We start from the raw sequence: 24,197 nt of genomic DNA on the forward strand, positions 1-24,197 counted from the left end.
AAGAAGCGTTTTAAATGCAGAAAGAGAGTTTCGCTGTGGTAAATAAAACTATTTTTAAATAGATAAAAGCGGATACCAATGTGCATTTAGGCGGTTTGATTCTTTATTTAAATAAAGTCTACTTGAAATTTTTTCTAAAACCGTGCGTCTTACTTTCCCTAAAAGAACATAACTAGTAAAATTAATTTTTCATGAGCTTGATTTGTAAAATAACCCTTACCTTTGCGGCCATTTACTAAAATTATGCCCATGCACCAGCAAGAAGAGGAGTGGTTCAGCACCTGGCTCAATTCCCCGTACTACGACCTTCTATATAAAAACAACGATGTACTAGAAGCCCAAACGTTTATTACTAATTTAATTGGGCATCTGCAAACCAAACTCACCTATAGGCTATTAGAAATGGGGTGCGGTAAAGGCCAGCACGCTCTTTTTCTGAATAAGAAAGGATTTAATGTTACCGGCCTCGATATATCGGAACAGAATATTGCTTTTGCGCAGCAGTTTGAGAACGAAAAACTGCATTTTTATCAGCACGATATGCGCGATATTTTCCGGACGGCTTACTACGATTTAATTTTAAACTTATTTACTAACTTTGGCCATTTTAACTCCGAAACGGAAAACGTGGTTGCTTTACGTTCTACGGTAGCGGCTATAAAACCCGGCGGAAAACTGGTGTTAGATTTCATGAATACCAATTATGCCATCCGGCACTTAGTTCATACCGAAGAAAAAGAAACAGAGGGTGTCCACTTCAACATTAGTCGCAAGGTAGAAAAAGGTTATATCGTAAAAACCATTTCTATTAAAGATGCCGATCAGTCGCATACGTTTCACGAAAAAGTACGCGCGCTCACGTACGATCATTTTATGGAGTACTTCCGGATGACCAGTTTACGAATGGTAAATGTATTTGGGTCGTACAGCCTGGAACCTTATCATCCGGAAACCAGCGAACGGATGATTTTTATTCTTAAAAAATAACCGGCATGTTTCTGGCCAGTATTATTTTATTTCTTACCGTTTTATTTTCGGGTAGCTTGGTGCATTTTTTTCCGCAGCAAAACCAAAAATGGCTTAAATTAATTTTAGCTTTTAGCGGAGCGTACTTATTTACCTTAACCATAATCCATGTATTACCCGATGTACTGGTAGAAGCTCCTAATCCGCACGCAGTAGGGTATTATATATTGGCCGGCTTTTTTCTACAACTCATTTTAGAGATGTTCTCCCATGGTATTGAGCACGGCCACATGCACCACCACGAGCAGCAAACCGATACTATCCCGTATTTGCTCTTATTCTCGTTAATGGTTCATTCTTTTCTGGAGGGTAGTATTCTTGTGCAAGGAGGGGAACAACCTGGGCATCATCACCATGTTAGTTCAGGTAACTTTTACCGGATTTTAGCGGGTATTGCCATTCATCATATTCCGGCCGCTTTTGCCCTGATGTCTATTTTAGTTTCGCGGTTACGTAACTTCCGGAAAGCTTTCTTTTATTTAAGCTTTTTTGCTATAGCATCTCCGTTGGGTTTATGGTTTAGTAATTATGTACTCCACGATCAGGTGCAAACGGGCACTGTTTATACTGTTTTAACCGGTTTGGTAGCCGGAAACTTCCTGCATATCTCTACCACTATTCTTTTTGAAACCAGTCCTGAACACCAATTTAATCGGCGTAAATTATTAGCTACTCTGGCGGGTGTGTTGCTCTCACTACTTAGCGATTGGTTGTAGAAGGCTTTAGGTCTTAGGTTGTAAGTTCTTAGTAATATTTACTTTGAAGCTGTTTAGAATATAAGAACTTCCAAAGAATTAGGAGGTAAAAGTGTTTGCAGACATTTTCTACCTAGTCCTAATTCAATGGAAGTAATAAGCAAAGATAGCATAAAGGAGTGGATAGTTCCTTTTTTAAGCACCGGAAAGAGGGGCAGAAAGCCCCAAGTAGAGTTATCGGAAATTGTAGGAGCCATTTTGTATAAGCTCAAAAGTGGCTGCCAGTGGCGGCAGCTACCCGTCAAGCAATTCTTTGGAGAGAAAAGCTTAAGCTGGCAAGGAGTGTATCATCACTTTCGGAAATGGGTAAGTGCCGGGAGCATCAGAAAAGTGTGGGTAGAACTACTCAAACAACAACGCGGGCTGCTGGATTTATCTTGTGTGCAGTTGGATGGCAGCCAAACTATTTGTAAGAATGGGGGCGATTGTATTGGCTATCAAAACAGAAAAGCGGCTAAAAGTTGTAACAGCTTGTTTTTAGCCGATAATCAAGGCTTAATGCTGGCTGGTAGCTATCCGGTAGCGGGACAACATCATGATCTGTATCAGATCAGGCAGGTGTTTGAAGAACTAGGTGCCTTGTTAAAAGAGGCGGACATTGACATAGCCGGATTGTTCTTAAACGCCGATGCGGGCTTTGACAGCCAAGTGTTTCGACAACAATGTTCGGAAATGAAGATAGAAGCCAATATTGCCTTTAACCCCAGAAAGGGAGAACCATCAGAAGAATATGTGTACTTTGATGCAGAACTCTTCAAAAGAAGAAACGTCATTGAACGAGCGAATGCCTGGCTCGAAAGCTTCAAGACTTTGCTCATCCGCTTTGAAACGAAAGCCCAGCATTGGAGGGCTTTTCACTTTTTAGCTTTTACCGTCCAACTCATTCGTAAAATCAATAAAAGTCCAAAACTCTAAACAGGTTCTAATTCAACTGAAGCTTTCAGGCTTTTTGATAAAACGCTTTACAATTTTTATTAACAATGTTATTATTGTTAATAACATTGGAAGTACATGCAACCTCAAACGTACATCTCCAACCCTTACCGCACAATCTCTACCCAGCCTTTCCAGTTATTGCCTTTGCTATTGGTTAAATGATAATAGTAAATGCCTTCGGGTAAGCTGTTGCCATCCCAGGTATTCTGGTAATTCTTTTGGTTGTATACCACCTGTCCCCAACGGTTAAATACTTTTAAATCGGTGGGCAAGCAAGTAACGCGCGGCGCAAAAGTGTCGTTTTTACCGTCTCCGTTAGGAGTAAAAATATTGGGAATAAGTTGATTTTTATCGGTGAGTACTGAAACCACTTCGCGGGTAGTCTGGCAACCATCGCCAAAATAAACAGTAAGTGTTACCTGATAATTACCATCGTTAGTATATACGTGGCTGGGAGAAACTTCCGTAGAAGTAGTACCATCGCCAAAGTTCCAGAGATAGCCAGTAGCGCCCGTTGTAGTATTGGTAAATTTGGCCGTAAAAGGTGCGTAGCCTTGAATAGCTGTAGCTGTACCGCATTCGGTAGGTTCTGCACCGGCTTTTATTTCGGGAGCGGGCACTACCGTAATTGTTTTGGTGCTAATGCCGCTGCAAGCCCCTACTGTAACGGTATATGTAAGTACATTCGTACCAATTACTTGTGGCCCCGGCGTAAATAAGCCAGCAGGACTAACTCCATTACCAGACCAGGTGCCACCGAGTGGCATGGCATCGGTAATCATAAAAGGGGCACTATCGGCACAAACTAGTTGATCAGGTCCTTGAGTAAACGCACTTGTAGGATCAATAATAATAGTTTTGGTAGCCGAAGCAGTACAATTATTAGCCGTAACGGTGTAAGTAAGCACGTAAGTGCCCGACATAGATTCAGTGGGAGTAAAAAGCCCCGTTGAGCTTACGCCCGTTCCGGACCAGGTGCCTCCCGCCGGGGAAAAACCAGTTAATTGAATGGGAGAAGAGCCAGAACAAATACGCGCATCCGGACCAGCAACCACCACCGGTGTTTCGCCAACTACTACTTGTTGGGTACTAATAGAAGCACAACCGGTTGCATTACCTATGGTGTACGTAATGGTGTGGGTGCCTATACCTGCCACGGCTGGGTCAAATACATCGCCGGTAATACCCGGTCCGGTAAAAGTGCCGCCCGCTGGTGTTGGAATTAAAGTAACAGGGCTATTTGGTAAGCAAATTTTGGGTGGCAAATTACTAAAAGTAGCTTCGGGTACCGCAACTACGGTAATGGTTTTAGTGCCGGTACTAACGCAGCTACCATTGGCTACGGTATAGTTTATGGTTTGCACCCCAATTAACTCTTTACTGGGCGTAAAAACCCCTTCGGAAGTTACGCCTGGTCCCGACCAAACACCACCAGCCGGAGAAAACCCGGTTAATTGAATAGGAGCGGAATTAGCGCATACTGATTCACTATCGCCGGCTCGGGCTTGAACAATGTTAAAATCAAACTTAAAAGCAGCATTATTGCAATTAGTAGTCGATTGATTGGTATTGGACCATACGTTAGGAGTAGTCGGAAACAAAGAATTAGCACCGCAACCCCCACAAACCGCTTGATATACAAAACCCCGTTTATCAAACCGGCTGGTACCACCGTCTACGTGTTCGCCGGAAAGGTTGGCTCCCTGCGCGCCTCCCATAAATGTAGCATATTCTAAGGTGGCCGCATCGCGCGATAATAACATTAAATAAAAGTCCTGGCCATCTGTGGTGCGTTGGTAAGCATTAGCTGTTACTGGTAAACCATCCGTAGTGCCATTGCCATAGGGTGCGTTAGCACCACCGCCCCAACCGCAAACGTAAATTCTATTACAATCATCCACCAGAAAAGCCGTTGGCGATATATTGGGCACAACGGGGTTGTCGTTACTTCCAAAAACCGTCGAAAAAATGGAAGCAGTTAAATTATTATTTAATTTCTGAATAAACTGGCGGCCACTACGCGCAGTATAAACGCCCCGGGTAACCGGGTAATTGCCTAAAGTTTGACCTAGTAAGTACACATCCCCAGCGCCATCTAGCTGCACAAAATACGCCAGATCAAAATCATTCGTACCCAAATACGATACCCGTTGTAACTGTTGCCCATCATTACTAATTTTCGCCACAAACCCATCGGCGGAGCCTCCCAGAAAAACTGGCCGGTAAGCGCCCGATACACCCGGTAAAGTAGAACTATTAGTACCGCCGCAAATAAATATAGTGTTGGTTGTTGGTTCGAGTTGAATAGAATAAGCGGCGTCGGCTCCGGAACCACCCAGGTACGAACTCCAGGCTACGTTACTTAAATTAGCATCTATTTTAAAAATAACAGCATCTGTTTGACCACCGGTACTGGTTTGAAAAGCATTTTTAACCGGGAAATCAGTAGAGGCTGTGGAAGAAACTACATATACATTGTCAGCCGTATCGGTGATAATATCGCTCCGGAACTGATCGCCGTAATTACGGGTAAGCTCGGACGTACGTTCCAGCAAGCCATCGTTTTGCGAGCCGCCCATAAACGTGGAAGCCAGTAAGGCGGTGCCATCGGCGCTCAAGCGACTAATTACTAAATCGGAGCCCTGGCTGTAAGTAATACCTCGTCCTTCCCCCAAAGGGCTTATTTGCCCCCCACCTTTATACGAAGGTCCTACCACTCCCGACGTTATTGGGTAATCTAAGGAACTGGTAGTACCTAAAATCATTAATTCGTTTTTGGTGTTTACTACCAAACTACTGGGAATATCTGCCCGGCTACCTCCTAAATAAGTAGCATACACCAGCGAGGCCTCTCCATTAGCGGCAGGATCAAATTTAAGAATGGCCATATCCCAGCCTCCATCCGGTGCATCGCTGCCATCGAGGTTGCCGTTCCACGTGGAATCGTAAGCGCCCATTTTAGTTGGGAAACCTACTTCATTCGTAATTCCGCCGGAATACATATTACCCGCATTATCATAAGTAGCGGTAAAACCCCAGTTATCGGCTGTTGAACCGCTATACGACGAAAAAATTAGCTCCGGATCAATCAGTAAAGGTACGTCCTGGTTATAACCTTCGGGAAACTCAAATGAAAGCACCTTATTAATTAATTTAAACCGGCAGGCAACTTCGCGTTGCTGACCATTTATGGTTTGGAAAGCGATTGGTTTTCGTTCCAGAATAGTAGTAACAGTTGTTTTAATTTGCAAGTCGCCGGTGTTTAGCAGTACAACTTCGGCTCCATCGTATTGTAGCTGAATCTGGTCAGGATTGGCACGGGGCTGAAGCAGAAACTCGTATTTTAAATGACTACCTTTCTGATACAGGTGCATATTTACCCCAGGATACAAACTCTGGTACGTTACCTCGCCGTAACTTTTAACTCCGGAAGCCCATTTTTTTGGATCTTTTCCCAGATAGTAATTTCGGATGCCGGGCCGTTCGTCGGCACCTATTGTTTGAAGGTTTGATTTAGCAGCATGCAAAAAATTTACTTGGTACGCATGGCCTTTAGCTTTACCCGGAACAGCGCTGCTTTTTATTGCCACCTGCTCGCCGTGGTGCTGCGGTATTTGGGAACCATCTACAAAATTATAAACCAAACCATTTTCTTTCAGGAAAAGACGGCCATTTGGTAAGTTAGCTGCGAACCGTACAGCCGCTGGCCACTGGTTTTTATTTTGAACAAATTGCAGGCTTTTATCGGTTACGGGCTGGTTGCTTACCCGTGCCGGTAGAGCCAAGGGTTTTGTTATCTGCGCTTGTGAAACTGAAATAAAGAAAAGCCAGCTAAATACCAAGCTGCTAAAAAGTGAGAAAAGTCGCTTCATACCCGCTAATTCTGAACTCTAATATATTAAGAAGTTTCGAGACCTGATTGCTTTGCTGTTATTTTCAGCTTTGGCCAAAGATAGCATAGCAACCTATTACTTTTAGAGAGTAAGTTTCAGGTGTAATTCGTTGCAAATCAGAAAAAACTTTTCTCGTTACTTAGTGGAACTAGCTTGAGCTTTGCTTTTTTTAGGTTTAAGTACTTTAATTTTTACCGGAACTACTCCCGCCTGAATCATTCCGACTTTTTTAGCGGCCGCCCGCGATAAATCAATAGATCGGTTGCGGCTATGCGGTCCCCGATCGGTAATTTTTACTTTTACCGACCGATGGGTTTTAAGATTAGTAACTTTTACCCGGGAACCTAACGGTATTTTCTTATGAGCGGCCGTTAACTTTCCTTTACGGTAAGGCTGGCCATTAGCCATTTTTTTACCCTGAAATTTATCTGAATAAAATGAAGCATTGCCTTTTTCGGTGTAGCCTTTCCAGGTACCAGTACTGCTGGCACAGCCGCTTAAAAGCCCAATTAAAATTAGCGCCCAAAATAAAATTTGAAAATAAGCAGCTAATGGCGCCCTCCTTAAAGTTCCATAATATCCTCGAACCATAATTGGGGTTTCTCCTGAATAAATTGCTGCATCATTTCTACGCATTCGGGCAAGTTTAAATCAATAACTTCAACTCCGTGGGCTTCCAAAAAGGCGCGGGCACCACTAAAGGTTTGCGATTCTCCCACTATTACCTTGGGTATTTTAAACTGAACAATAGTACCGGCACACATGTAACAAGGCATTAAAGTAGAATAAATAACGGTATTGCGGTAACTTCCAATGCGCCCGGCATTGTTCAAACAATCCATTTCGCCGTGCAGAATGGGGTTATTTTCCTGCACGCGTTTGTTGTGGCCGCGAGCTACTAATTGCCCATCTTTTACTAATACCGAGCCAATCGGAATACCTCCTTCTGCTAAACCTTGTTGCGCTTCGGCAATGGCCATTTGCATAAATTCATCCATTCTATTTTATAAATTAATAGTGAGAGAGTCAATTAAATTGACCCGTACAAGTACCTGATTTAGTTTAAAATATTTTTCGTTAAGTGAGGATTTTCCTCTACCAATTCATAGAAGCTTACCCAAACCCTATCCTATTAGCGAGGTGCCGATGGTTGTTGGGCTAGGTCGTAATTATACAGCTCAATGGCTTCGCTTAAATGATCTTTGCGGAAAAAGTGCATTACCCACGGAATAGCCGCTAAACCTAGACCTACAAACATAGTAGGATCGGCCCGCTGCACCACACCCGTCGCAGGGGCTTTTAAAGAATTAATTAAACCATAAATAAAAACGCCGGACCCAGCCACCGTTAAACCGGTTTCAACGCGTTTGCTGCGGCGGTACTTCTCCAGAACTTCTACGCTGCCGGCATTGTCGCTGAGGGCTTGTCGTAAGTTCTGGTAATTTAAATCAGCTAACGGACCACCATCTTTCGAGAAATAATATACCCTACGCGTAGAAGGCATGCCATAGCCGTAACCCCCGTAGCCGTAAGGACCATACATGCCCGGATAATAATTATCGTAGGAAGTTTTAGAAGTGTAAAATTTAGAAATTTTGCCAGCGGATACTCTTTTAGCAAAATCAGAACGTTTGTTATTGCTTATCCGGGTATAAAAACCTTCCTCATCCTGAAAGTATTGCACGGCTGTCATGTCGTACTGCGCCGAATCGTTTATAAGAAAAAAGCTTTTTTTAAATATGGGCGATTTAATTTGCAGCTTACGGGCATATACTCGCTGGCCATTGTTTAAGCCAATAAACAAGCCAGGTTCCTGAATATTAGTCTGTACGGTCTGCCCCCAGGAAAAAGGAGAGAACAGACCGAGTAAAAGAATTAAAAAGTAATTTTTCATTTGAAAGAAACGAATCTAACCCAAGTTAGCGTATTGGGCAATGTAAGCGTTTTTCATAAAGTTTATAAACAATGCACGTAAACTTTCTGCTGAATACCCGCTTTAGAAAGTAAATATTAGTGGAGAGCTATTCACGAACAACTAACCGTATTGCAGATTATTCTATCTGGTAAGCTATAAAATAAAAAAGGATACCTTTTGAGTATCCTTCATTGTTACTTTTATATAGTTTGTTGTTTAGTATTTAATATCAATACTACGCGTTTGGTAAACCGAGGTATGATACGGCAAACGTACCTGTAATTCCTGGTCAGCGAACACGGCGTCGATCCGCGATAAATCTACTTGCGGCGGCAGCATAAAATGCTGGCTGAACAACGGAATAGCCTCCTCTGAGTCAGCGTCAGATTGGTGAGTAGCCATAATGGTTAATTGGTTGTGATTTAAAGCAATCTGATAAGCTTCTGGACTTACCGAAGGAATGGCTACCCAGATAATTGCCCCTTTTTCGAGTTTATCTACCTTTACCTGAGGCAGACTAATTCCGCCACCCAGAGTATTTAACACGTCAATTTGATGGGCAATTTGCTGTAAGAATTCTTTATTTTTTATTAGCTTCATCTCTATCTCCAAGGTAATGTTGTACTGGGTATTATACAAATGCTGTACCAGCTACCGTAAGACTATCAACAGGCTAAATTAGAGCTATAAAATAGCCATATTGTCGTTGTTAAAGAAATAAACAGACAGTTTGACGTAATTACTAAAGAATTCCTTAAGAATTTAGGTAATTGTTTCCGATAGTAGATTTATTAGGATTGTCTAATTTATTTAAATAGAATCGGACAGTTTTTTGCTTTCTATTTTTATTGCTTTCACCTGCGTAAAGCTGACAGTAATTTTATTTCGTACGTTAAGTAAATTAGCCACCTGCCAGAGTTATAATGCTACTAATAATTTACTAAATTCATCCTAAAATTAAATCAAGATTCATTTTTTATTGTTATAAAGTTGTTCTTATAAATTCCAGTAGACTTACCACATAAAATTTATTTATAACATGAACCGGATATATTTTAGTTTATTAACCTTTTTGGTACTGCTGCTACAAGCTTGTACCGAAGGCAAAACCAAACCAGTAACCGCGCCAGCGTTACCAGCTTTTTCTGCGGCAGAAGTAAAAGCAAAAGGATTGGAGATAGCTACCTTTGCTGGTGGTTGTTTTTGGTGTACCGAAGCGGTATTTGAGCGTTTGCGGGGAGTTGATCGGGTAATTTCGGGTTACACCGGCGGCCCTGAAAAGAATCCTACGTACGAGCAAGTTGGCTCGGGTGAGACTGGGCACGCTGAATCAGTACAAATTTACTTTGATCCAAAACAAGTTACTTACCCCGAATTACTGGAAGTATTTTTCGCTACCCATGACCCTACCACCTTAAACCGGCAAGGGCCAGATGTGGGCAAGCAATACCGGTCTGCCATATTTTACCACAACGAGGAGCAGAAACAGCAAGCCGCCGCTTACTTGAAAGAACTGGAAGCAAAAAAAGCATTTCCTAACCGGATAGTTACCCAGTTACAACCCTATAAAATATTTTATCCTGCCGAAGATTACCACCAGGATTACTACGAACATAACCCTAACAACCCTTACGTTCAATCGGTAACAGCGCCTAAAGTGCATAAATTTGAAAAACAGTTTAAGGCTAAATTAAAAACTACTACTAGTTAATCTGGTTTATTAAATTCTTACAGAAGGCTGCCCAAATAGGGCAGCCTTTTTTTATTTAAATTGATTTCAAAAAAAATCACCAAGGTACCTTGCAATACATAATACTATGTTTATCTTTGTACCGTTAGATGTGCTATTTTAAGTCTTAATGTCATGAAGCCAGCAAAATCACTCTTATTAGCTTTCCAGTGGAAGAAATGGAGTACAACCCTTATTATTGTTGTGGCTCTTCTTTTGCCGGTATTCTCCAGTTCAGGACAAACGAATGGTTACGAGAAAGGCCAGGTAAAAGAAAAATCTATAAAAGGTATGGTGCTGGTAGCAGATAATATGACTAACTGGTTAAGTAAAGCGAACAGAACTACTGGTATTTCTAAGAAAATAAATACTCAGACTTATAGTAAGCCCGTTTCGTATTCCTGCCTGATAGTATATAAAGTAAAAAATCAATCAGTAAGTAAAGCAATTAAACGCTCCTGATGGGAGCAGATGTCTTTTAAATAGCTTAAATAGCTAAATACTTAGTACAACATCTCCCTTTATGGGATAACCTACACAGGTAAGCGTTAATCCATTTGCTAAATTTCGATCTGTTAATACTTCGTTGTACGACAACCATACTTCCCCTTTAATACACTGGGCTACACAATTGCCGCACCTACCCGCCTCGCAACTATAAGGTAAAACAATACTTGCATCTTTAGCCGTTTGCAAAATGGTTTTCGGGTATTGTACTACCAACGAATAGGTTTGTTCTTGATAAGTAATATTTACTACGTGCGGTTCTGTGTCCGGCGGTTCGTTTCGGGTTATAGGTTTCTCAGTACTAAAATTTTCTTTGCGAATATTATCACCAGAGATACCCACCTCACGCAAGGCATAGGTACACATGCGCATGTAATTTAACGGCCCACATATATAGCTTAGCACCTGCTCCGGCGGAACGGCCACGTATTGTTGCCAGAAGGTATGCAGTAAAGATTTATGCAGCCTAGCCCGATTTAAATTACGATTATTACTATATAAAAACTCAATTTGCAACTTATCCGGATAGCGCTGCGCTAATTCCTCAAGTTCTTCCCGGAAAATAGTATCTCCTAAGGAATGATTACTGTAGATTAAGGTTACTTTTAAAGTAGGCTGCGCGTGTAAAATTGTTTTCAGCAAAGAGTAAATGGGGGTAATGCCGCTTCCTGCAGCACAAAATAAAACATGCTGGTACCCGTTGACATTTGGCGGTAAGGTAAAAAAACCAGCCGCGCCCGTGGTGCATACCTGATCGCCGGGTTGGGCATGATCTACTAAATACCGGGAAAAAAAACCGTTTTCAATTCGTTTCACGCCAATAGCCAACGGCTCAAATAACACCGGCGACGAAGTGATAGAATAAGAACGCCGGATTTCGCCGGTAGAGGTTTGCCGCACCAGTGTTAAATATTGTCCTGCCTGATAATTTACTTTATTAGCAGAGTCTTCCTCAAAATAAAATATTTTTACCCCTCTTGCTTCTTCCCGAATCTCCCGGATAGTAAGTTTTTGATACAAAGAATCCATAAGGTAATGGTGCGTAATTAACCGTCAAAATTCTGCTTACGCAATTATTTGTAATATAGCTTAAGCTGGTTTTGCCGGTCTATAGTCCTGCTAAAAAATTTATGAATTAATAAGCTTAGTATTAATTAGATGCATGAAACTTTTAGAGGTAAATATGTTATCTAACAAGGCAAAACATTAAAGCGACAGAAAGTTCTAATTAAAATGCATAAATTATTAATATGTAAAAATAGTACGTAAAGCTAATTGCTTTCTATTTTCGTATGTTCTTTTACTAATTTCCTGTTCTCTTAACTTATTTGGTTGTTATATCATGACACTTTCTAATTTTATTACTACTGTTTGCGGCCAAACTTTTAAGATTGATCGATTTGAGCAAGTAGCTGTAGGAGTTATTGAGTCCGAAAAATTTATAAAGGATCAAACCTATATACCCGATACTTTCGCTGTTTACCGCACCGGTTCCGGGATGTATCTGTTAGAAACAACAACTTTTAGGTTAGTTGATATGTCGCTGCAAACCACCTACGAAATATTAACGGAAAAAGAAGCAATGAAATACCTCAATAATTGCATGCTCGATATAAGTTAAACTACCCTCAGGCACCCTATTACCATACTCCTTTAAAGGAACCGACTATTTATTTTAGGTTGGGCTGTCATTTATTGTCTTTATTTTCGTTTAAAGAATGTTTATAGTAAAAGAGCTCATGAGATTTATTTATAAAGTTTGCTTATTTGGTTTAATTGCAACAACTATTCCCTTGTTATTCACCCAAGCTAAAACCAAGAAAAATCCATTAGAATCATCCCTGCGCGTATTTATTTTAAAGCCTGAGTTGCTGGCTAAAACCAGGCAAGAAATTTCAGTAAATAATCCGGCGATTATGCCAGCGGCCAAAAGCTTACGCGGAGCAGCCGATAAAGTAGTAGCCGGACCGCTTTACTCGGTAGTAAATAAACAATTTTTACCTCCCAGCGGCGATAAGCATGATTATATGAGCATGGGCACGTACTGGTGGCCGAATCCGCTTACCCCAAATGGCTTACCGTATGTTCGTCGCGATGGACAAGCAAACCCAGAAATAAAACTCCTGAAGAATGATAAGGATTTAGATAATATGATAAAAGGGGTAGAAAATACTGCCTTGGCTTATTATTTCTTCGGCGACGAGAAATACGCCGAAAAAGCCGCTCAATTATTGCGTACCTGGTTTCTAGAGGAAGATACCCGGATGAATCCTAACTTAAACTTTGGGCAAGCAATTCCGGGCGTAAGCCACGGACGCGGAATTGGAATTATTGATACGCACAAGTTTCCTTCTTTAATAGATGACATCGGCCTGTTAGAAGAATCGCCCAATTGGTCTAAAGCTGATCAGCAAGGCCTGCAGGATTGGTTTAGCGAGTACTTAGCATGGTTGCAGGATAACCAGAATGGCCGCGAAGCGGCGAAAGAAAAAAATAATCATGGCACCTGGTACGATGTGCAGGCTGCCTCCATTGCCTTGTTCGTAAATAAAAATGGGGTAGCTAAAAATATTCTGCAAGCGGCTTTAAAAAAACGTTTGGCAACGCAAATTAATCCGGATGGCCGCCAGCCCTTTGAGCTTTCCCGTACTCTTTCCTATACGTATAGTGTCATGAACCTGAATGCCTTTTTTGCCTTAGCCTCTTTAGCCGATAATGTAGGCCTTGACTATTGGCATTATACAACTTCTGATGGGCGTAGTATTCAACAAGCTTTAGATTATTTGCTTCCATTTGCCCGGGGCGAGAAAGTGTGGGAAAAAGAACAAATAAAAAGCATGGAGTCTGCATCGGTATATCCGCTTTTACGGCAGGCCGCTTACGAATATCCGGAAGCTAATTACGGGCAACTAGCCGAGCAGTTAGTAGATAAAAAAAAGATGACGAGTAAAAGTAATTTGTACTGGCCACCTGTACAATAATGCGTTTATCCGTAATACTTTTTTAGTAAATAAAAGCTGTTTAATAGATTTAAATTTTAATTAAAAGTAAATTTTAAAAGCAAAGCCCGGCATTATTATTAGACTTCTGCTTTAATTATATAATTTTGAATGAATGATACTAAGAGCGGAGCACCTTATTAAAAAATATAAATCCCGAACAGTTGTAAACGACGTATCGGTGGAGGTAAAACAAGGCGAAATTGTAGGATTACTTGGCCCAAATGGAGCCGGCAAAACCACTTCATTTTATATGATTGTGGGTCTGGTAAAACCTAATTCCGGTAAAATTTATTTAGAGAACGAAGAAATTACTTTATTGCCCATGTACCGGCGGGCCAAAAAGGGAGTAGGTTATCTGGCGCAGGAAGCTTCGGTGTTTCGGGACCTTACCGTAGAAGAAAATATCCTGGCGGTGCTCGAAATGACCAATAAGCCCAAGCAAGAGCAGCGAGATAAAGTAGAAGCCTTACTCGAAGAATTCTCCCTAACGCATGTGCGCCATAATAAAGGTATTGTATTATCCGGGGGCGAACGCCGCCGCACCGAAATTGCCCGTGCCTTGGCCGTAGATCCTAAATTTGTTTTACTGGATGAGCCTTTTGCCGGCGTAGACCCAATAGCTGTTGAAGAAATCCAATCTATTGTAGCTAAATTAAAAACCAAAAATATTGGTATCCTCATTACCGACCACAACGTAAACGAAACACTTTCTATCGTGGACCGGGCTTACTTACTTTTTGAAGGTAAAATTCTAAAATCGGGCACTGCCGAAGAGTTAGCTGCCGATGAACAAGTGCGCCGGGTTTACCTGGGCAAGCATTTCGAATTAAAAAGAAAGGTTTAGCGGATTGTATCCAAGTCTGAAAGTAAATCTTTCAGATTATATTAAGTGCTCTTGAATATCAACTAACTACAAATAAAACTTGAATGGAAATAATAAATTCGATCATGACTTGGGTCATGAAAAAGCGTATACACCAAATTGACCTTTTTCGTAAATACCCACACGATGTTCAGAATGAATTATTTTCAAACTTACTGGATACCGCCAAGAATACCGAATGGGGAAAAAAATATGGATACGCTGAAATTACTTCCGTAGAAGAATTTAAACGGCGCGTACCCATATCTACTTACGAAGATTTGTTCCCTTGTATCGAACGGGTAATGAAAGGCGAACAAAATGTGCTGTGGCCTTCTACTATTTCCTGGTTTGCTAAATCGTCAGGCACAACTAATGCCCGTAGTAAGTACATCCCGGTATCGCCGGAGTCGTTGGAAGATTGTCATTATAAAGGTGGGAAAGACATGCTTTCCATCTATACCAATCTGTACCCGGATACCCGTGTATTTAACGGTAAAAGTTTATCAATTGGAGGCAGTTTACGCGAAAACGAGTACAATCCAAACACCTATTGCGGCGATGTCTCGGCGGTTATCATGCAAAACTTACCTATTTGGGCCGAAGCTATTCGTACTCCGCCCCTTAAAGTTGCCTTAATGGACAAATGGGAAGAAAAAATTGAAGCCATGTCCGATATTACCATTAAGGAAAATGTAACCAGTATAACGGGCGTACCCACCTGGACCTATGTGCTACTAAACCGCATTCTGGAACTTACCGGCAAAAGTAATATTCTGGAAGTTTGGCCTAATTTAGAATTATTTGCGCACGGAGCGGTTGCTTTTGGGCCTTATCGCGAGTTATTCAAGCAACTTATTCCGTCGGACCAAATGCATTACCTCGAAATTTACAATGCTTCCGAAGGCTTTTTTGGTATTCAGGACCAGGCCGGTACTCACGACGAAATGCTGCTTATGTTGGATTATGGCGTGTATTACGAGTTTATTCCAATGGAAGAAATTGATTCGGATAACCCCAAAGTTCTTACTTTAGACCAGGTAGAATTAAATAAAAATTACGCCTTAGTTATTTCTACTAATGCCGGTTTATGGCGCTATAAAATTGGCGATACTATTAAATTTACGAACCTGGAGCCTTTCCGCATTAAAATTTCAGGTCGTACAAAGCACTTTATTAATGCATTCGGAGAAGAGTTAATTATAGAGAACGCCGAATCCGCTATTATTAAAGCCTGCCAGAAAACTAATGCTATTATTTCTAATTTTACGGCGGCACCCGTGTACTTCGAAGGCAAAAACCGGGGCGGGCACGAGTGGGTAATTGAATTTTCGCAACAGCCTGATAACTTGGAAACTTTCCGCGAAGTATTAGACCAAACGCTACGCACCGTAAACTCCGATTATGATGCCAAACGCCAGAATGATTTAGCTTTACAACCTCCTATTGTTCAGCTTGCCCCAGCGGGCACTTTTCACCAATGGCTCCAGCAAAAAGGTAAATTAGGCGGGCAGAATAAAGTACCTCGTTTAAGTAATTCCCGCGAGTACATAGAAGAAATTTTAGCATTGCTTGCCCAATAGTTGTTCCCTAGTACTATAATTTATTTTTTGCTTACAGGTTAGGTAATAATTTGGTGTTCGTTTCAAAGTTCAACAGCCTAATGGTGTTGGGCGTTTATGGAGGAAGCCTGAATTTACTAAAAGATGGCTATTTGCAAATTTAGTTTTAGGCTTTGCAACTCTATTAACAAGTTAAGGGTCATGAATAAAACTAACTTAAGTAAAGCCTATGAAAAAATTACTTCTACTAGCCGGAGTGATAAGTTTAATGGCTTTTTCCTGTGAGAAGGAAGAACCGGAATGTGGTACCAGTGCTTGCGGGGTAACCGAGCCCCTACAAAATTTACCGTGGCTGAAAGCAGAGGTAGAGAGTCTAGAGAAGAATTCGTCCGATATTTCTGAATACTTATATATTGTTCAGGCAAATTATAAAGGTGAAACTGTATTTTTTACCGGAACCTGCTGCCCTTATTGTAATACGGCACCACCAACTGTCTTTAATTGTAAAGGCCAAGAACTGTTTACCTTAGGCCAAAACGCGAAGCAAGATAATAGCATTAAGAATAAAAAGGTTATCTGGAAAGGCCCCAATTATGCCTGCACTTTATAATTGATAAAGCTTTAATTTAATAATTAACAAAGCCGTCAAGCGTATAAACTTGGCGGCTTTGTTTTAACAAAAATAGTAAATTCTTACTCCAAGAAAGAACTTAAAATGCTGCCTTCTTTATTCGTGTTCTGCCCTCGGGGCATTAAGGCTTCGATGAGCTTTTTAATTGGCATAGATTGTAGCCACACCCGCCCCGTACCGCGTAGGGTAGCCAGAAAAATACCTTCGCCCCCAAATATCATTGATTTTAAGCCGCCCGAACGTTCAATACTAAAATCAATACCGTTTTCAAAAGCTACTACGCAGCCAGTATCTACCCGTAAAGTTTCGTTGTTCAGTTGTCTTTCTATAACAGTACCGCCCGCGTGAATAAAAGCTAACCCATCGCCAGTTAATCGCTGCAGAATAAAACCTTCGCCACCAAAAAAGCCGGACCCTAATTTTTGATTAAAGTGAACCTGAATTTTTGTTCCCAAAGCGGCGGCCAAAAAACCATCTTTCTGCACAATAATACCGTTATACGAACGGCTTAAATCAATAGGAATAATAGTACCCGGATAAGGCGCCGAGAATCCTACCCGGGTTTTTGGATTACGCCCCCGGTGCGTAAAATGAGTCATAAACAGCGATTCGCCGGTAATTAAACGCGAACCAGCCGATAGGAGTTTGCCAAAAAAGCCTTGGTCTGGCTCCGATCCGTCGCCCATTTTCGTTTCGAAGGTAATGCCCTCTTCCATAAATACCATGGCGCCCGCTTCGGCAATAACTGTTTCATTCTGGTCAAGTTCTACTTCCAGAACCTGAATATCCGTACCAAAAATGCGATAATCTATTTCGTGCGATCTCATAATTACTTTGTTTAAAGTAGTTTGAGTCGTTAAATAACTATTTTAATTTTGATTTCGCAAAAGTACTGCTATCCTATATTTTATCTTTTACGTTTTGGCTTTATCGGCTTCTCTCCTTCGTCTATATCCTCCTCATCTGACGAAGCACTTGGTAAAAAGTCCTCTTCATTTTCTTCGTTTTCATCCTCCGATTGCTCAATAGGATATAAATCATCTTCTTCTTTTCCTTGGGTATGAACCAGTTTTTTATCCCGCACATTTTTGTCCAGAAAATCATTAATCCGGTCGATATCGTAGTTAGAGCTAATTTCGCCGAGCGGATTTATTTTTATTTCGAAGCCTTCGAGATCTTTGTGTACGCGGGCTTTTTTTTCCGTTGATTTTTTCTTTTTTCCCATGACTGTAAGTAAGTTATTGTGGCTGATGAAATCAGTTATCTCCTAAAACGGAAAAACCGAAAGAAGGGATATTTTTTAACAATTCGTTTTCGGGTTTAAAGGCAAGATTACGCGAATTTTCAGGTGCGATTAAGGAGCAAAAAAGCTATTAAGCAGGTTTAACGGTAATAATTTAGAAAGATGAATAGAATAGTAGTACTTACCAATAAGGTAAACGGGTGAGAATAGCGAACGTTAAAATTAAATAAGAACAGCAAGAAATTACCATAATAAAAACGCCCGATAAGTTAAGACAACTTACCAGGCGTTAATAATAATTATAATGAAAAATCTAAAAAATTATCTGATTAAATAAAAGCTTATACCGTATATGGTTGCAGTTTGGCAATGGCAGCATTAATGCGGGCGGCCGTTTCGTCGGGACCAATAACTTCAATAATCGCCATTAAATCCGGACCAGCCTCTAAACCGGTAATTGCTAAACGAAGCGCTTGCATAACTTGCCCGATCTTTTTACCATGTTGCTCTAAAATTTGCATTAAAAGGGCTTTTACATTATCGGCAGTAAAATCACTTACAGAAGAAAGTTGATTTTTAAAATCTTCGAAAACGGCGGCTGCCTCACTATTCCATTTTTTGCTGGCAACTTGTTCATTATACTGTTCCGGAGCTACGAAAAAGTAAGAAGCTTCGCGCCAGAAATCCTGCGGAAATGTTACTCGTTCTTTCATTACACTGGAAATTTTAGTTGCTTTTTCCAGGGAGCATTCAATGTTGTGTTCGGTTAAAGCAGAAATTAAATATTGGGCTAGTTCTTCGTCGGGTTTGGCGCGTAGGTACTGCTCGTTAAACCAACGTGCTTTGTTAATGTCGAAACGGGTGCCAGATTTACCAATCCGTTCAACGGAAAAGGCCTCTACGAGTTCCTCCATGGTAAATAGCTCTTGTTGCGTGCCTGGGTTCCAACCCAAAAAAGCTAAAAAGTTAACAAATGCCTCCGGCAAATACCCACTTTCGCGGTAACCGCTGGATTTCTCCCCTGTAAATGGATCTATCCACTGCAACGGAAATACCGGAAACCCTAATTTATCGCCATCGCGTTTACTTAATTTGCCATTCCCATCTGGTTTAAGTAATAAAGGCAAATGCGCAAACTCTGGCATGGTACTTTCCCAACCCAAATACCGGTAGAGCAACACGTGTAATGGCGCAGAAGGCAACCATTCTTCGCCCCGGATAACGTGGGTAATTTCCATTAAATGATCATCTACAATATTAGCTAAGTGGTACGTAGGCATTCCATCCGATTTCATCAGCACTTTATCATCTATGGCCGAAGAATGAACAACTACCCAACCCCGGATTAAATCTTTTAAACGGATCTCTTCTTTATGAGGAACCTTTAACCGGATTACATAAGGCTCATTACTGGCTAGCCGCTGTGCTACCTCGTCTTTAGGTAAGGTAATGGAGTTTTTCATGGAATTACGGGTAATAGCATTGTACTGGGGCGTTGCTACTTTTGCCGCTTTTAAGCGTTCCCGCATGGCATCTAATTCTTCGGCTGTATCAAATGCATAATACGCGTGACCCGCTTCTATTAACTGCTGGGCATATTGCATATACATAGCCTTCCGCTCCGATTGCCGGTAAGGGGCATGCGGTCCACCCGTTAAAGGGCTTTCATCTAATTGAATGCCGCACCAGGCCAAAGATTCGAAAATATAGTTTTCGGCACCAGGTACAAATCGGTTCTGGTCGGTATCCTCTATGCGTAACAGCATCTTTCCGCCCATCTTCTTGGCAAATAAATAATTGTATAAAGCCGTCCGGACACCACCAATGTGCAGCGGCCCCGTTGGGCTGGGAGCAAATCGTACTCTTACTTCTCTTTCCATAATTAACTTATGCGCTGTTTAACAAGCGCTTAAAAACTGCTGCAATTTACTAAACAGATTGCGGATTTTTAAGTTTGCCCATTCTTATTATTAAAGCAGGTTCCTGCATAATTTTCGATTATTTACAAAATTGTAAGAACAAACTAATTCAGGCTCATTAGTTTAAAGTATAGGAGCATAATGTAAAAATGCTTATAATTATAATCCTAAAATAAAAGTGTGAAGCTCCCTTACCATAACATATTTAAGAGCATCTGGCATTTGCTCCGTGAGACTTTTTTAGAATTTCTGGATAATAATTCTTTTGATCGGGGCGCTGCGCTGGCGTACTACACTGTTTTTGCCTTACCTCCTATTTTAATTATAATGATTAATTCGGTGGGAGCCTTATTCGGGAAGGATGCTGTAAGCGGCGAAATTTATTACGAAATAAAAGAATTAATTGGTTCGCAGGGTGCTTACGAAGTGCAAAAAATGGTAGAAAATATCAGCCGCTCCGGAAAGCTTACTTTTACTACCATAGTTGGAATTATAACTTTATTGTTGGCTGCTACCGGGTTGTTTATTTCCATGCAAGACGCTTTAAATGTTATTTGGGGCGTGAAGCCCAAACCCAGAAATCATTACTTTAAAATGTTACTTAACCGGGTATTGTCGTTTGCCATGATTCTAAGTTTCACCTTTATTTTGTTGGTGTCTTTAGTAGCGCAAGCAATTTTAGCAAAAGTCAGCAATTACCTTATGGCACTTCTAGATCAAACAGCTGTAATTTTGCTGCAGATGTTTAACGAAATGTTTTCGCTGGCGGTAGTCGCTTTTATTTTCGCCATGATCTTTAAACTCCTTCCCGATGCAAAAATTCAATGGCGCGATGTGTGGATTGGAGCTATTGTTACTTCTATTTTATTTACCCTTGGTAGATTTTTAATTGGATTTTACCTGGGTAACAGTAATTACACCAATGTTTATGGCGCGGCAGGCACAGTAGTTGTTATTTTAGTTTGGGTATTCTATTCTTCTCAGATTTTGTTTTTTGGTGCTGTTTTTACGCTGGTCTTTTCGCGAAAATATGGTTCTAACATCTATCCTTCGCCATACGCTGTCCGGGTAGTTAGGCAAGAAGTAGAAGTAGGAAAAACGGCAGTAAATGCCGAACCCGGTAAGTTCGAAAGTATAGAGTAATAACTGCTGCTAATAGCACCCTGTACCATAGAAAGCTTTCATCATTTCTCTTAAGTAGATTTTACGGCTATACACGAAATTTCTACGTTTACATCTTTTGGCAGACGGCTTACTTCTACGGTTTCGCGGGCAGGCGGCGCTTGATTAAAATAACTGCCGTAAATGGTGTTAATACGCCCGAAGTTATTTAAGTCTTTCACAAATATGGTGCACTTTACCACATCCGTAAAATTTAAACCTGCTTCTGATAATATAGCCTGTAAATTCTGCATTACCCGGTGGGTTTCTGTTTCAATATCGTTGAGTACCATATTGTTAGTTACCGAATTAATAGCAACTTGGCCGGATACGTATAAAACATTGTTGGCTAGCACTGCCTGACTATAAGGGCCAATGGGAGCAGGAGCGTTAATTGAATTTATAATACTATTTGCCATAAAGCGCAGTTAAATTTCTGTATTTTGGCCTAAATGTACGAAAATATGGAAATAGTGGTGTTAGCTTCGCCCGAAACTGAACCAGAGTTTCGGCAAAAGTTTCCGAGTCCCCCTTTACTATATCAAGTAGTGTTTTCTTATGAGGCATTGCTCCCCCTGTTAGATAATGCAGATGTAGTTTTTGATTATTTTTTAGCAGATGAACCGCAGCAATTACGCTTGTATGCGCACCGGACTAATTTAATTGTATTTTGCCAAGCAGCCAAGATTCAGTTAGCTGCATTAGCTTCTACCCTACCAACTCTTAATTGTGTTCTATTAGGCTTTAATGGCCTACCGGGCTTCTTAAATCGTCCCATCTTAGAGGTTTCTGTTTTATATCCAGCTTCTATTCCGAAATTACAAACAGTTTGTGCGTACCTGAACACAGAGTACTTATTAGTTGGGGACCGGGTTGGTATGGTAACCCCGCGCGTTATTGCCATGATAATTAACGAAGCCTGCTATACTCTACAGGAAAATACCGCCCAAATACAAGATATTGAGGTAAGTATGAAATTAGGCACCAATTACCCGTATGGTCCGTTTGAATGGGCAAACCGGATAGGTATTCGCCATGTATACAAATTATTAACCGCTCTTTATGCAGATACAAAAGATGAACGTTATAAGATTTGTCCGCTATTAAAAACCAAGTATTTACGAGGAGAGATGTTTTAAAATTTAGCTGCTAGAAACAAAAAAGAGCCTTTAGAGGCTCTTTTTTGTTTCTAGCAGCTAAATTTTAAAAATTATTCAACCGTTACCGATTTAGCTAAGTTACGTGGCTGATCTACGTTGCAACCACGCATAACAGCAATATGATAAGAAAGTAACTGCAACGGAATTACAGAAAGCAAGGGAGTTAAGGCTTCGTGTGTATCCGGAACTTCAATAACAAACTCAGCCATATCCGGAATAATAGAGTCCCCTTCAGTAACAATAGCAATTATCCGACCTTTGCGAGCTTTCACTTCTTGAATGTTGGAAACAATTTTTTCGTAAGAAGAATCTTTTGTAGCAATTACTACTACCGGCATATTAGCATCGATAAGAGCAATTGGCCCGTGTTTCATTTCGGCTGCCGGATATCCTTCGGCGTGGATGTAGGAAATTTCTTTTAGCTTTAAAGCTCCTTCCAGGGCTACCGGGAAATTATATCCCCGACCTAGGTATAAGAAATTAGCCGCATCTTTAAATATTTCCGAAATAACTTTTATCTCAGTATCTAATTGTAAAGCTTTCTCTACTTTAGATGGAATTTGTTCCATTTCCATCATTATTTGCTTTAAAACAGAGGTTTCAATGGTACCGCGTTTTTCCGCAATCATCATTGCAAGCAAGGTTAAAACAGTTACTTGCGCGGTAAAGGCTTTTGTACTAGCTACTCCAATTTCCGGACCAGCATGGGTATAAGCACCCGCATCGGTAGCACGAGCAATGGAAGAACCAACTACGTTACAAACACCAAAAATCATGGCGCCCTTAGATTTAGCCAGTTCTAGCGCGGCTAAAGTATCAGCCGTTTCGCCAGATTGGGAAATAGCAATTACTATATCGCCTTCTTTAATTATAGGATTACGGTACCGGAACTCCGAAGCATATTCTACTTCTACAGGAACACGGGCAAATTCTTCAATTAAATATTCAGCTACTAAGCCAGCGTGCCACGAAGTACCACAAGCTACAATAATAATCCGGTCAGCATTTTTAAATTTATTCTCGAATTCAATTACGCTGGCCATTACTAAATGGCTGTTTTCCGCTACCAATCTACCGCGCATGCTATCTAAAATAGAACGGGGCTGCTCAAAAATTTCTTTCAGCATGAAGTGCGGATAACCGCCTTTTTCAATGGATTCAAGCTCGAGTTCTAACTTTTGAATGTAAGGGGTTTGCGATACATCTTCGCGCGTACGAATGTCTAACTGTCCATCCTTAATTACGGCTAATTCATAATCGTTCAGGTACACTACCTCGTTGGTATACTCAATAATGGGAGTAGCATCTGAGGCCAGGAAGAACTCATCTTTACCTATCCCAATTACTAGCGGGCTTCCCTTACGGGCCGCAATTAATTGATTTGGTGAATCGTGCGAAATAACCACAATGGCGTACGCACCTACTACTTCATGCAGGGCTAAACGAACTGCTTCTGCTAACGAAATATGGTTATTTTCACGAATATCCTCAATTAGATTAATGAATACTTCCGAATCGGTATCACTATGGAATTCATAGCCTTTATTTACTAAATGCTGTTTTAAAGACCCGTAATTTTCAATAATGCCGTTATGGATAATGGCAATTTTTTTAGAACTGGAATAATGGGGATGCGCATTAGCATCATTAGGTTCACCGTGAGTAGCCCAACGGGTGTGGCCCATTCCAATATGACTATGAGTATTTTTATCAGAGATAAAGCTTTCGAGTTCGCTTACTTTTCCTTTTTTCTTATAAACGTTTAAGTTGCCGTTCAGTAAAGCAATACCAGCACTATCGTAGCCGCGGTATTCTAAACGTTTTAAACCTTTGATGATAATAGGGCAGGCCTCTCGGTGCCCTACATATGCTACAATGCCGCACATAAAATTTTAA

General features: G+C 40.9%; 23 protein-coding genes. 12 read left to right on the forward strand and 11 right to left on the reverse strand.

Annotated features, from left to right (window positions below; all coding sequences use genetic code 11):
- The first annotated feature begins 222 nt into the window (after positions 1-222).
- From HUW48_RS24475 to HUW48_RS24485, 3 genes are all read left to right on the forward strand, one after another.
- Positions 223-987: a class I SAM-dependent methyltransferase gene (locus tag HUW48_RS24475; RefSeq protein WP_246343606.1), complete on the forward strand. Its 765-nt coding sequence runs from the start codon at positions 223-225 to the stop codon at positions 985-987.
- Between the two features lie 5 nt (positions 988-992).
- Positions 993-1,742, forward strand: a complete 750-nt coding sequence (locus tag HUW48_RS24480; protein WP_182413428.1) for a ZIP family metal transporter — start codon at positions 993-995, stop codon at positions 1,740-1,742.
- A 126-nt stretch (positions 1,743-1,868) separates the two neighbouring features.
- On the forward strand, positions 1,869-2,696 hold the full coding sequence (locus HUW48_RS24485; RefSeq protein ID WP_182413429.1) for an IS5 family transposase: 828 nt from the start codon (positions 1,869-1,871) through the stop codon (positions 2,694-2,696).
- A gap of 125 nt (positions 2,697-2,821) precedes the next feature.
- On the opposite strand, the gene HUW48_RS24490 is transcribed toward HUW48_RS24485, so the two are convergent.
- From HUW48_RS24490 to HUW48_RS24510, 5 genes are all read right to left on the reverse strand, one after another.
- Positions 2,822-6,502, reverse strand: coding sequence for a DUF7948 domain-containing protein (locus HUW48_RS24490; RefSeq protein WP_182413430.1), 3,681 nt, complete (start codon positions 6,500-6,502; stop codon positions 2,822-2,824).
- 243 nt (positions 6,503-6,745) lie between these two features.
- Positions 6,746-7,201 (reverse strand): septal ring lytic transglycosylase RlpA family protein, encoded by a 456-nt coding sequence (locus HUW48_RS24495; protein ID WP_182413431.1) that lies wholly within the window; start codon positions 7,199-7,201, stop codon positions 6,746-6,748.
- Positions 7,174-7,608, reverse strand: a complete 435-nt coding sequence (locus HUW48_RS24500; RefSeq protein WP_182413432.1) for a nucleoside deaminase — start codon at positions 7,606-7,608, stop codon at positions 7,174-7,176. Before HUW48_RS24500 ends, HUW48_RS24495 begins: the two co-directional genes overlap by 28 nt.
- 134 nt (positions 7,609-7,742) lie before the next feature.
- Positions 7,743-8,504 carry a hypothetical protein gene (locus tag HUW48_RS24505; RefSeq protein ID WP_182413433.1) on the reverse strand — a complete coding sequence of 254 codons (762 nt, stop codon included), beginning with the start codon at positions 8,502-8,504 and terminating at the stop codon, positions 7,743-7,745.
- A 237-nt stretch (positions 8,505-8,741) separates the two neighbouring features.
- Positions 8,742-9,125, reverse strand: coding sequence for an Hsp20/alpha crystallin family protein (locus HUW48_RS24510; protein ID WP_182413434.1), 384 nt, complete (start codon positions 9,123-9,125; stop codon positions 8,742-8,744).
- A gap of 439 nt (positions 9,126-9,564) precedes the next feature.
- Between HUW48_RS24510 and msrA the strand changes: the two genes are divergently transcribed.
- A complete protein-coding gene (gene msrA / locus HUW48_RS24515) occupies positions 9,565-10,236 on the forward strand; it encodes a peptide-methionine (S)-S-oxide reductase MsrA (protein WP_182413435.1) in 672 nt (223 codons plus the stop codon).
- Between the two features lie 153 nt (positions 10,237-10,389).
- On the forward strand, positions 10,390-10,716 hold the full coding sequence (locus HUW48_RS24520) for a hypothetical protein (protein WP_182413436.1): 327 nt from the start codon (positions 10,390-10,392) through the stop codon (positions 10,714-10,716).
- Between the two features lie 33 nt (positions 10,717-10,749).
- Here the strand turns inward: HUW48_RS24520 and HUW48_RS24525 are convergent, their stop codons facing one another.
- Positions 10,750-11,790 (reverse strand): ferredoxin--NADP reductase, encoded by a 1,041-nt coding sequence (locus HUW48_RS24525; RefSeq protein WP_182413437.1) that lies wholly within the window; start codon positions 11,788-11,790, stop codon positions 10,750-10,752.
- Positions 11,791-12,103: 313 nt separating this feature from the next.
- Between HUW48_RS24525 and HUW48_RS24530 the strand changes: the two genes are divergently transcribed.
- From HUW48_RS24530 to HUW48_RS24550, 5 genes are all read left to right on the forward strand, one after another.
- A complete protein-coding gene (locus tag HUW48_RS24530; RefSeq protein WP_182413438.1) occupies positions 12,104-12,382 on the forward strand; it encodes a hypothetical protein in 279 nt (92 codons plus the stop codon).
- 118 nt (positions 12,383-12,500) lie between these two features.
- Positions 12,501-13,742 (forward strand): alginate lyase family protein, encoded by a 1,242-nt coding sequence (locus HUW48_RS24535; RefSeq protein ID WP_182413439.1) that lies wholly within the window; start codon positions 12,501-12,503, stop codon positions 13,740-13,742.
- A gap of 133 nt (positions 13,743-13,875) precedes the next feature.
- On the forward strand, positions 13,876-14,607 hold the full coding sequence (gene lptB / locus HUW48_RS24540; protein ID WP_182413440.1) for an LPS export ABC transporter ATP-binding protein: 732 nt from the start codon (positions 13,876-13,878) through the stop codon (positions 14,605-14,607).
- Positions 14,608-14,723: 116 nt separating this feature from the next.
- On the forward strand, positions 14,724-16,208 hold the full coding sequence (locus tag HUW48_RS24545) for a GH3 auxin-responsive promoter family protein (protein ID WP_246343607.1): 1,485 nt from the start codon (positions 14,724-14,726) through the stop codon (positions 16,206-16,208).
- A 208-nt stretch (positions 16,209-16,416) separates the two neighbouring features.
- Positions 16,417-16,797, forward strand: coding sequence for a hypothetical protein (locus tag HUW48_RS24550; protein ID WP_182413442.1), 381 nt, complete (start codon positions 16,417-16,419; stop codon positions 16,795-16,797).
- 83 nt (positions 16,798-16,880) lie between these two features.
- On the opposite strand, the gene HUW48_RS24555 is transcribed toward HUW48_RS24550, so the two are convergent.
- The 3 genes from HUW48_RS24555 to gltX form a co-directional block, all read right to left on the reverse strand.
- Positions 16,881-17,645, reverse strand: a complete 765-nt coding sequence (locus HUW48_RS24555) for a TIGR00266 family protein (RefSeq protein ID WP_182413443.1) — start codon at positions 17,643-17,645, stop codon at positions 16,881-16,883.
- Between the two features lie 80 nt (positions 17,646-17,725).
- Positions 17,726-18,043 (reverse strand): hypothetical protein, encoded by a 318-nt coding sequence (locus tag HUW48_RS24560; RefSeq protein WP_182413444.1) that lies wholly within the window; start codon positions 18,041-18,043, stop codon positions 17,726-17,728.
- A gap of 359 nt (positions 18,044-18,402) precedes the next feature.
- Positions 18,403-19,941, reverse strand: coding sequence for a glutamate--tRNA ligase (gltX, locus tag HUW48_RS24565; RefSeq protein ID WP_182413445.1), 1,539 nt, complete (start codon positions 19,939-19,941; stop codon positions 18,403-18,405).
- Positions 19,942-20,160: 219 nt separating this feature from the next.
- On the opposite strand from gltX, the gene HUW48_RS24570 reads away from it, so the two are divergent.
- Positions 20,161-21,123, forward strand: coding sequence for a YihY/virulence factor BrkB family protein (locus tag HUW48_RS24570; protein WP_182413446.1), 963 nt, complete (start codon positions 20,161-20,163; stop codon positions 21,121-21,123).
- 50 nt (positions 21,124-21,173) lie between these two features.
- On the opposite strand, the gene HUW48_RS24575 is transcribed toward HUW48_RS24570, so the two are convergent.
- Positions 21,174-21,560, reverse strand: a complete 387-nt coding sequence (locus HUW48_RS24575; protein WP_182413447.1) for a RidA family protein — start codon at positions 21,558-21,560, stop codon at positions 21,174-21,176.
- A 33-nt stretch (positions 21,561-21,593) separates the two neighbouring features.
- Between HUW48_RS24575 and HUW48_RS24580 the strand changes: the two genes are divergently transcribed.
- Positions 21,594-22,280: a 3-hydroxyacyl-CoA dehydrogenase family protein gene (locus HUW48_RS24580; protein WP_246343608.1), complete on the forward strand. Its 687-nt coding sequence runs from the start codon at positions 21,594-21,596 to the stop codon at positions 22,278-22,280.
- A gap of 71 nt (positions 22,281-22,351) precedes the next feature.
- Here the strand turns inward: HUW48_RS24580 and glmS are convergent, their stop codons facing one another.
- Positions 22,352-24,187 carry a glutamine--fructose-6-phosphate transaminase (isomerizing) gene (gene glmS / locus HUW48_RS24585; protein WP_182413448.1) on the reverse strand — a complete coding sequence of 612 codons (1,836 nt, stop codon included), beginning with the start codon at positions 24,185-24,187 and terminating at the stop codon, positions 22,352-22,354.
- Positions 24,188-24,197 lie beyond the last annotated feature (10 nt).

The organism is Adhaeribacter radiodurans, assembly GCF_014075995.1.
In the GTDB taxonomy this organism is placed as follows: domain Bacteria; phylum Bacteroidota; class Bacteroidia; order Cytophagales; family Hymenobacteraceae; genus Adhaeribacter; species Adhaeribacter radiodurans.

Coding starts and splice junctions, on each gene's coding strand:
- HUW48_RS24480 (WP_182413428.1), top strand. CDS start 993: ATGTTTCTGGCCAGTATTATTTTATTTCTTACCGTTTTATTTTCGGGT.
- HUW48_RS24485 (WP_182413429.1), top strand. CDS start 1,869: ATGGAAGTAATAAGCAAAGATAGCATAAAGGAGTGGATAGTTCCTTTT.
- HUW48_RS24495 (WP_182413431.1), bottom strand. CDS start 7,201: ATGGTTCGAGGATATTATGGAACTTTAAGGAGGGCGCCATTAGCTGCT.
- HUW48_RS24500 (WP_182413432.1), bottom strand. CDS start 7,608: ATGGATGAATTTATGCAAATGGCCATTGCCGAAGCGCAACAAGGTTTA.
- HUW48_RS24505 (WP_182413433.1), bottom strand. CDS start 8,504: ATGAAAAATTACTTTTTAATTCTTTTACTCGGTCTGTTCTCTCCTTTT.
- HUW48_RS24510 (WP_182413434.1), bottom strand. CDS start 9,125: ATGAAGCTAATAAAAAATAAAGAATTCTTACAGCAAATTGCCCATCAA.
- msrA (WP_182413435.1), top strand. CDS start 9,565: ATGAACCGGATATATTTTAGTTTATTAACCTTTTTGGTACTGCTGCTA.
- HUW48_RS24520 (WP_182413436.1), top strand. CDS start 10,390: ATGAAGCCAGCAAAATCACTCTTATTAGCTTTCCAGTGGAAGAAATGG.
- HUW48_RS24525 (WP_182413437.1), bottom strand. CDS start 11,790: ATGGATTCTTTGTATCAAAAACTTACTATCCGGGAGATTCGGGAAGAA.
- HUW48_RS24530 (WP_182413438.1), top strand. CDS start 12,104: ATGACACTTTCTAATTTTATTACTACTGTTTGCGGCCAAACTTTTAAG.
- HUW48_RS24535 (WP_182413439.1), top strand. CDS start 12,501: ATGAGATTTATTTATAAAGTTTGCTTATTTGGTTTAATTGCAACAACT.
- lptB (WP_182413440.1), top strand. CDS start 13,876: ATGATACTAAGAGCGGAGCACCTTATTAAAAAATATAAATCCCGAACA.
- HUW48_RS24545 (WP_246343607.1), top strand. CDS start 14,724: ATGAAAAAGCGTATACACCAAATTGACCTTTTTCGTAAATACCCACAC.
- HUW48_RS24550 (WP_182413442.1), top strand. CDS start 16,417: ATGAAAAAATTACTTCTACTAGCCGGAGTGATAAGTTTAATGGCTTTT.
- HUW48_RS24555 (WP_182413443.1), bottom strand. CDS start 17,645: ATGAGATCGCACGAAATAGATTATCGCATTTTTGGTACGGATATTCAG.
- HUW48_RS24560 (WP_182413444.1), bottom strand. CDS start 18,043: ATGGGAAAAAAGAAAAAATCAACGGAAAAAAAAGCCCGCGTACACAAA.
- gltX (WP_182413445.1), bottom strand. CDS start 19,941: ATGGAAAGAGAAGTAAGAGTACGATTTGCTCCCAGCCCAACGGGGCCG.
- HUW48_RS24575 (WP_182413447.1), bottom strand. CDS start 21,560: ATGGCAAATAGTATTATAAATTCAATTAACGCTCCTGCTCCCATTGGC.
- HUW48_RS24580 (WP_246343608.1), top strand. CDS start 21,594: ATGTACGAAAATATGGAAATAGTGGTGTTAGCTTCGCCCGAAACTGAA.
- glmS (WP_182413448.1), bottom strand. CDS start 24,187: ATGTGCGGCATTGTAGCATATGTAGGGCACCGAGAGGCCTGCCCTATT.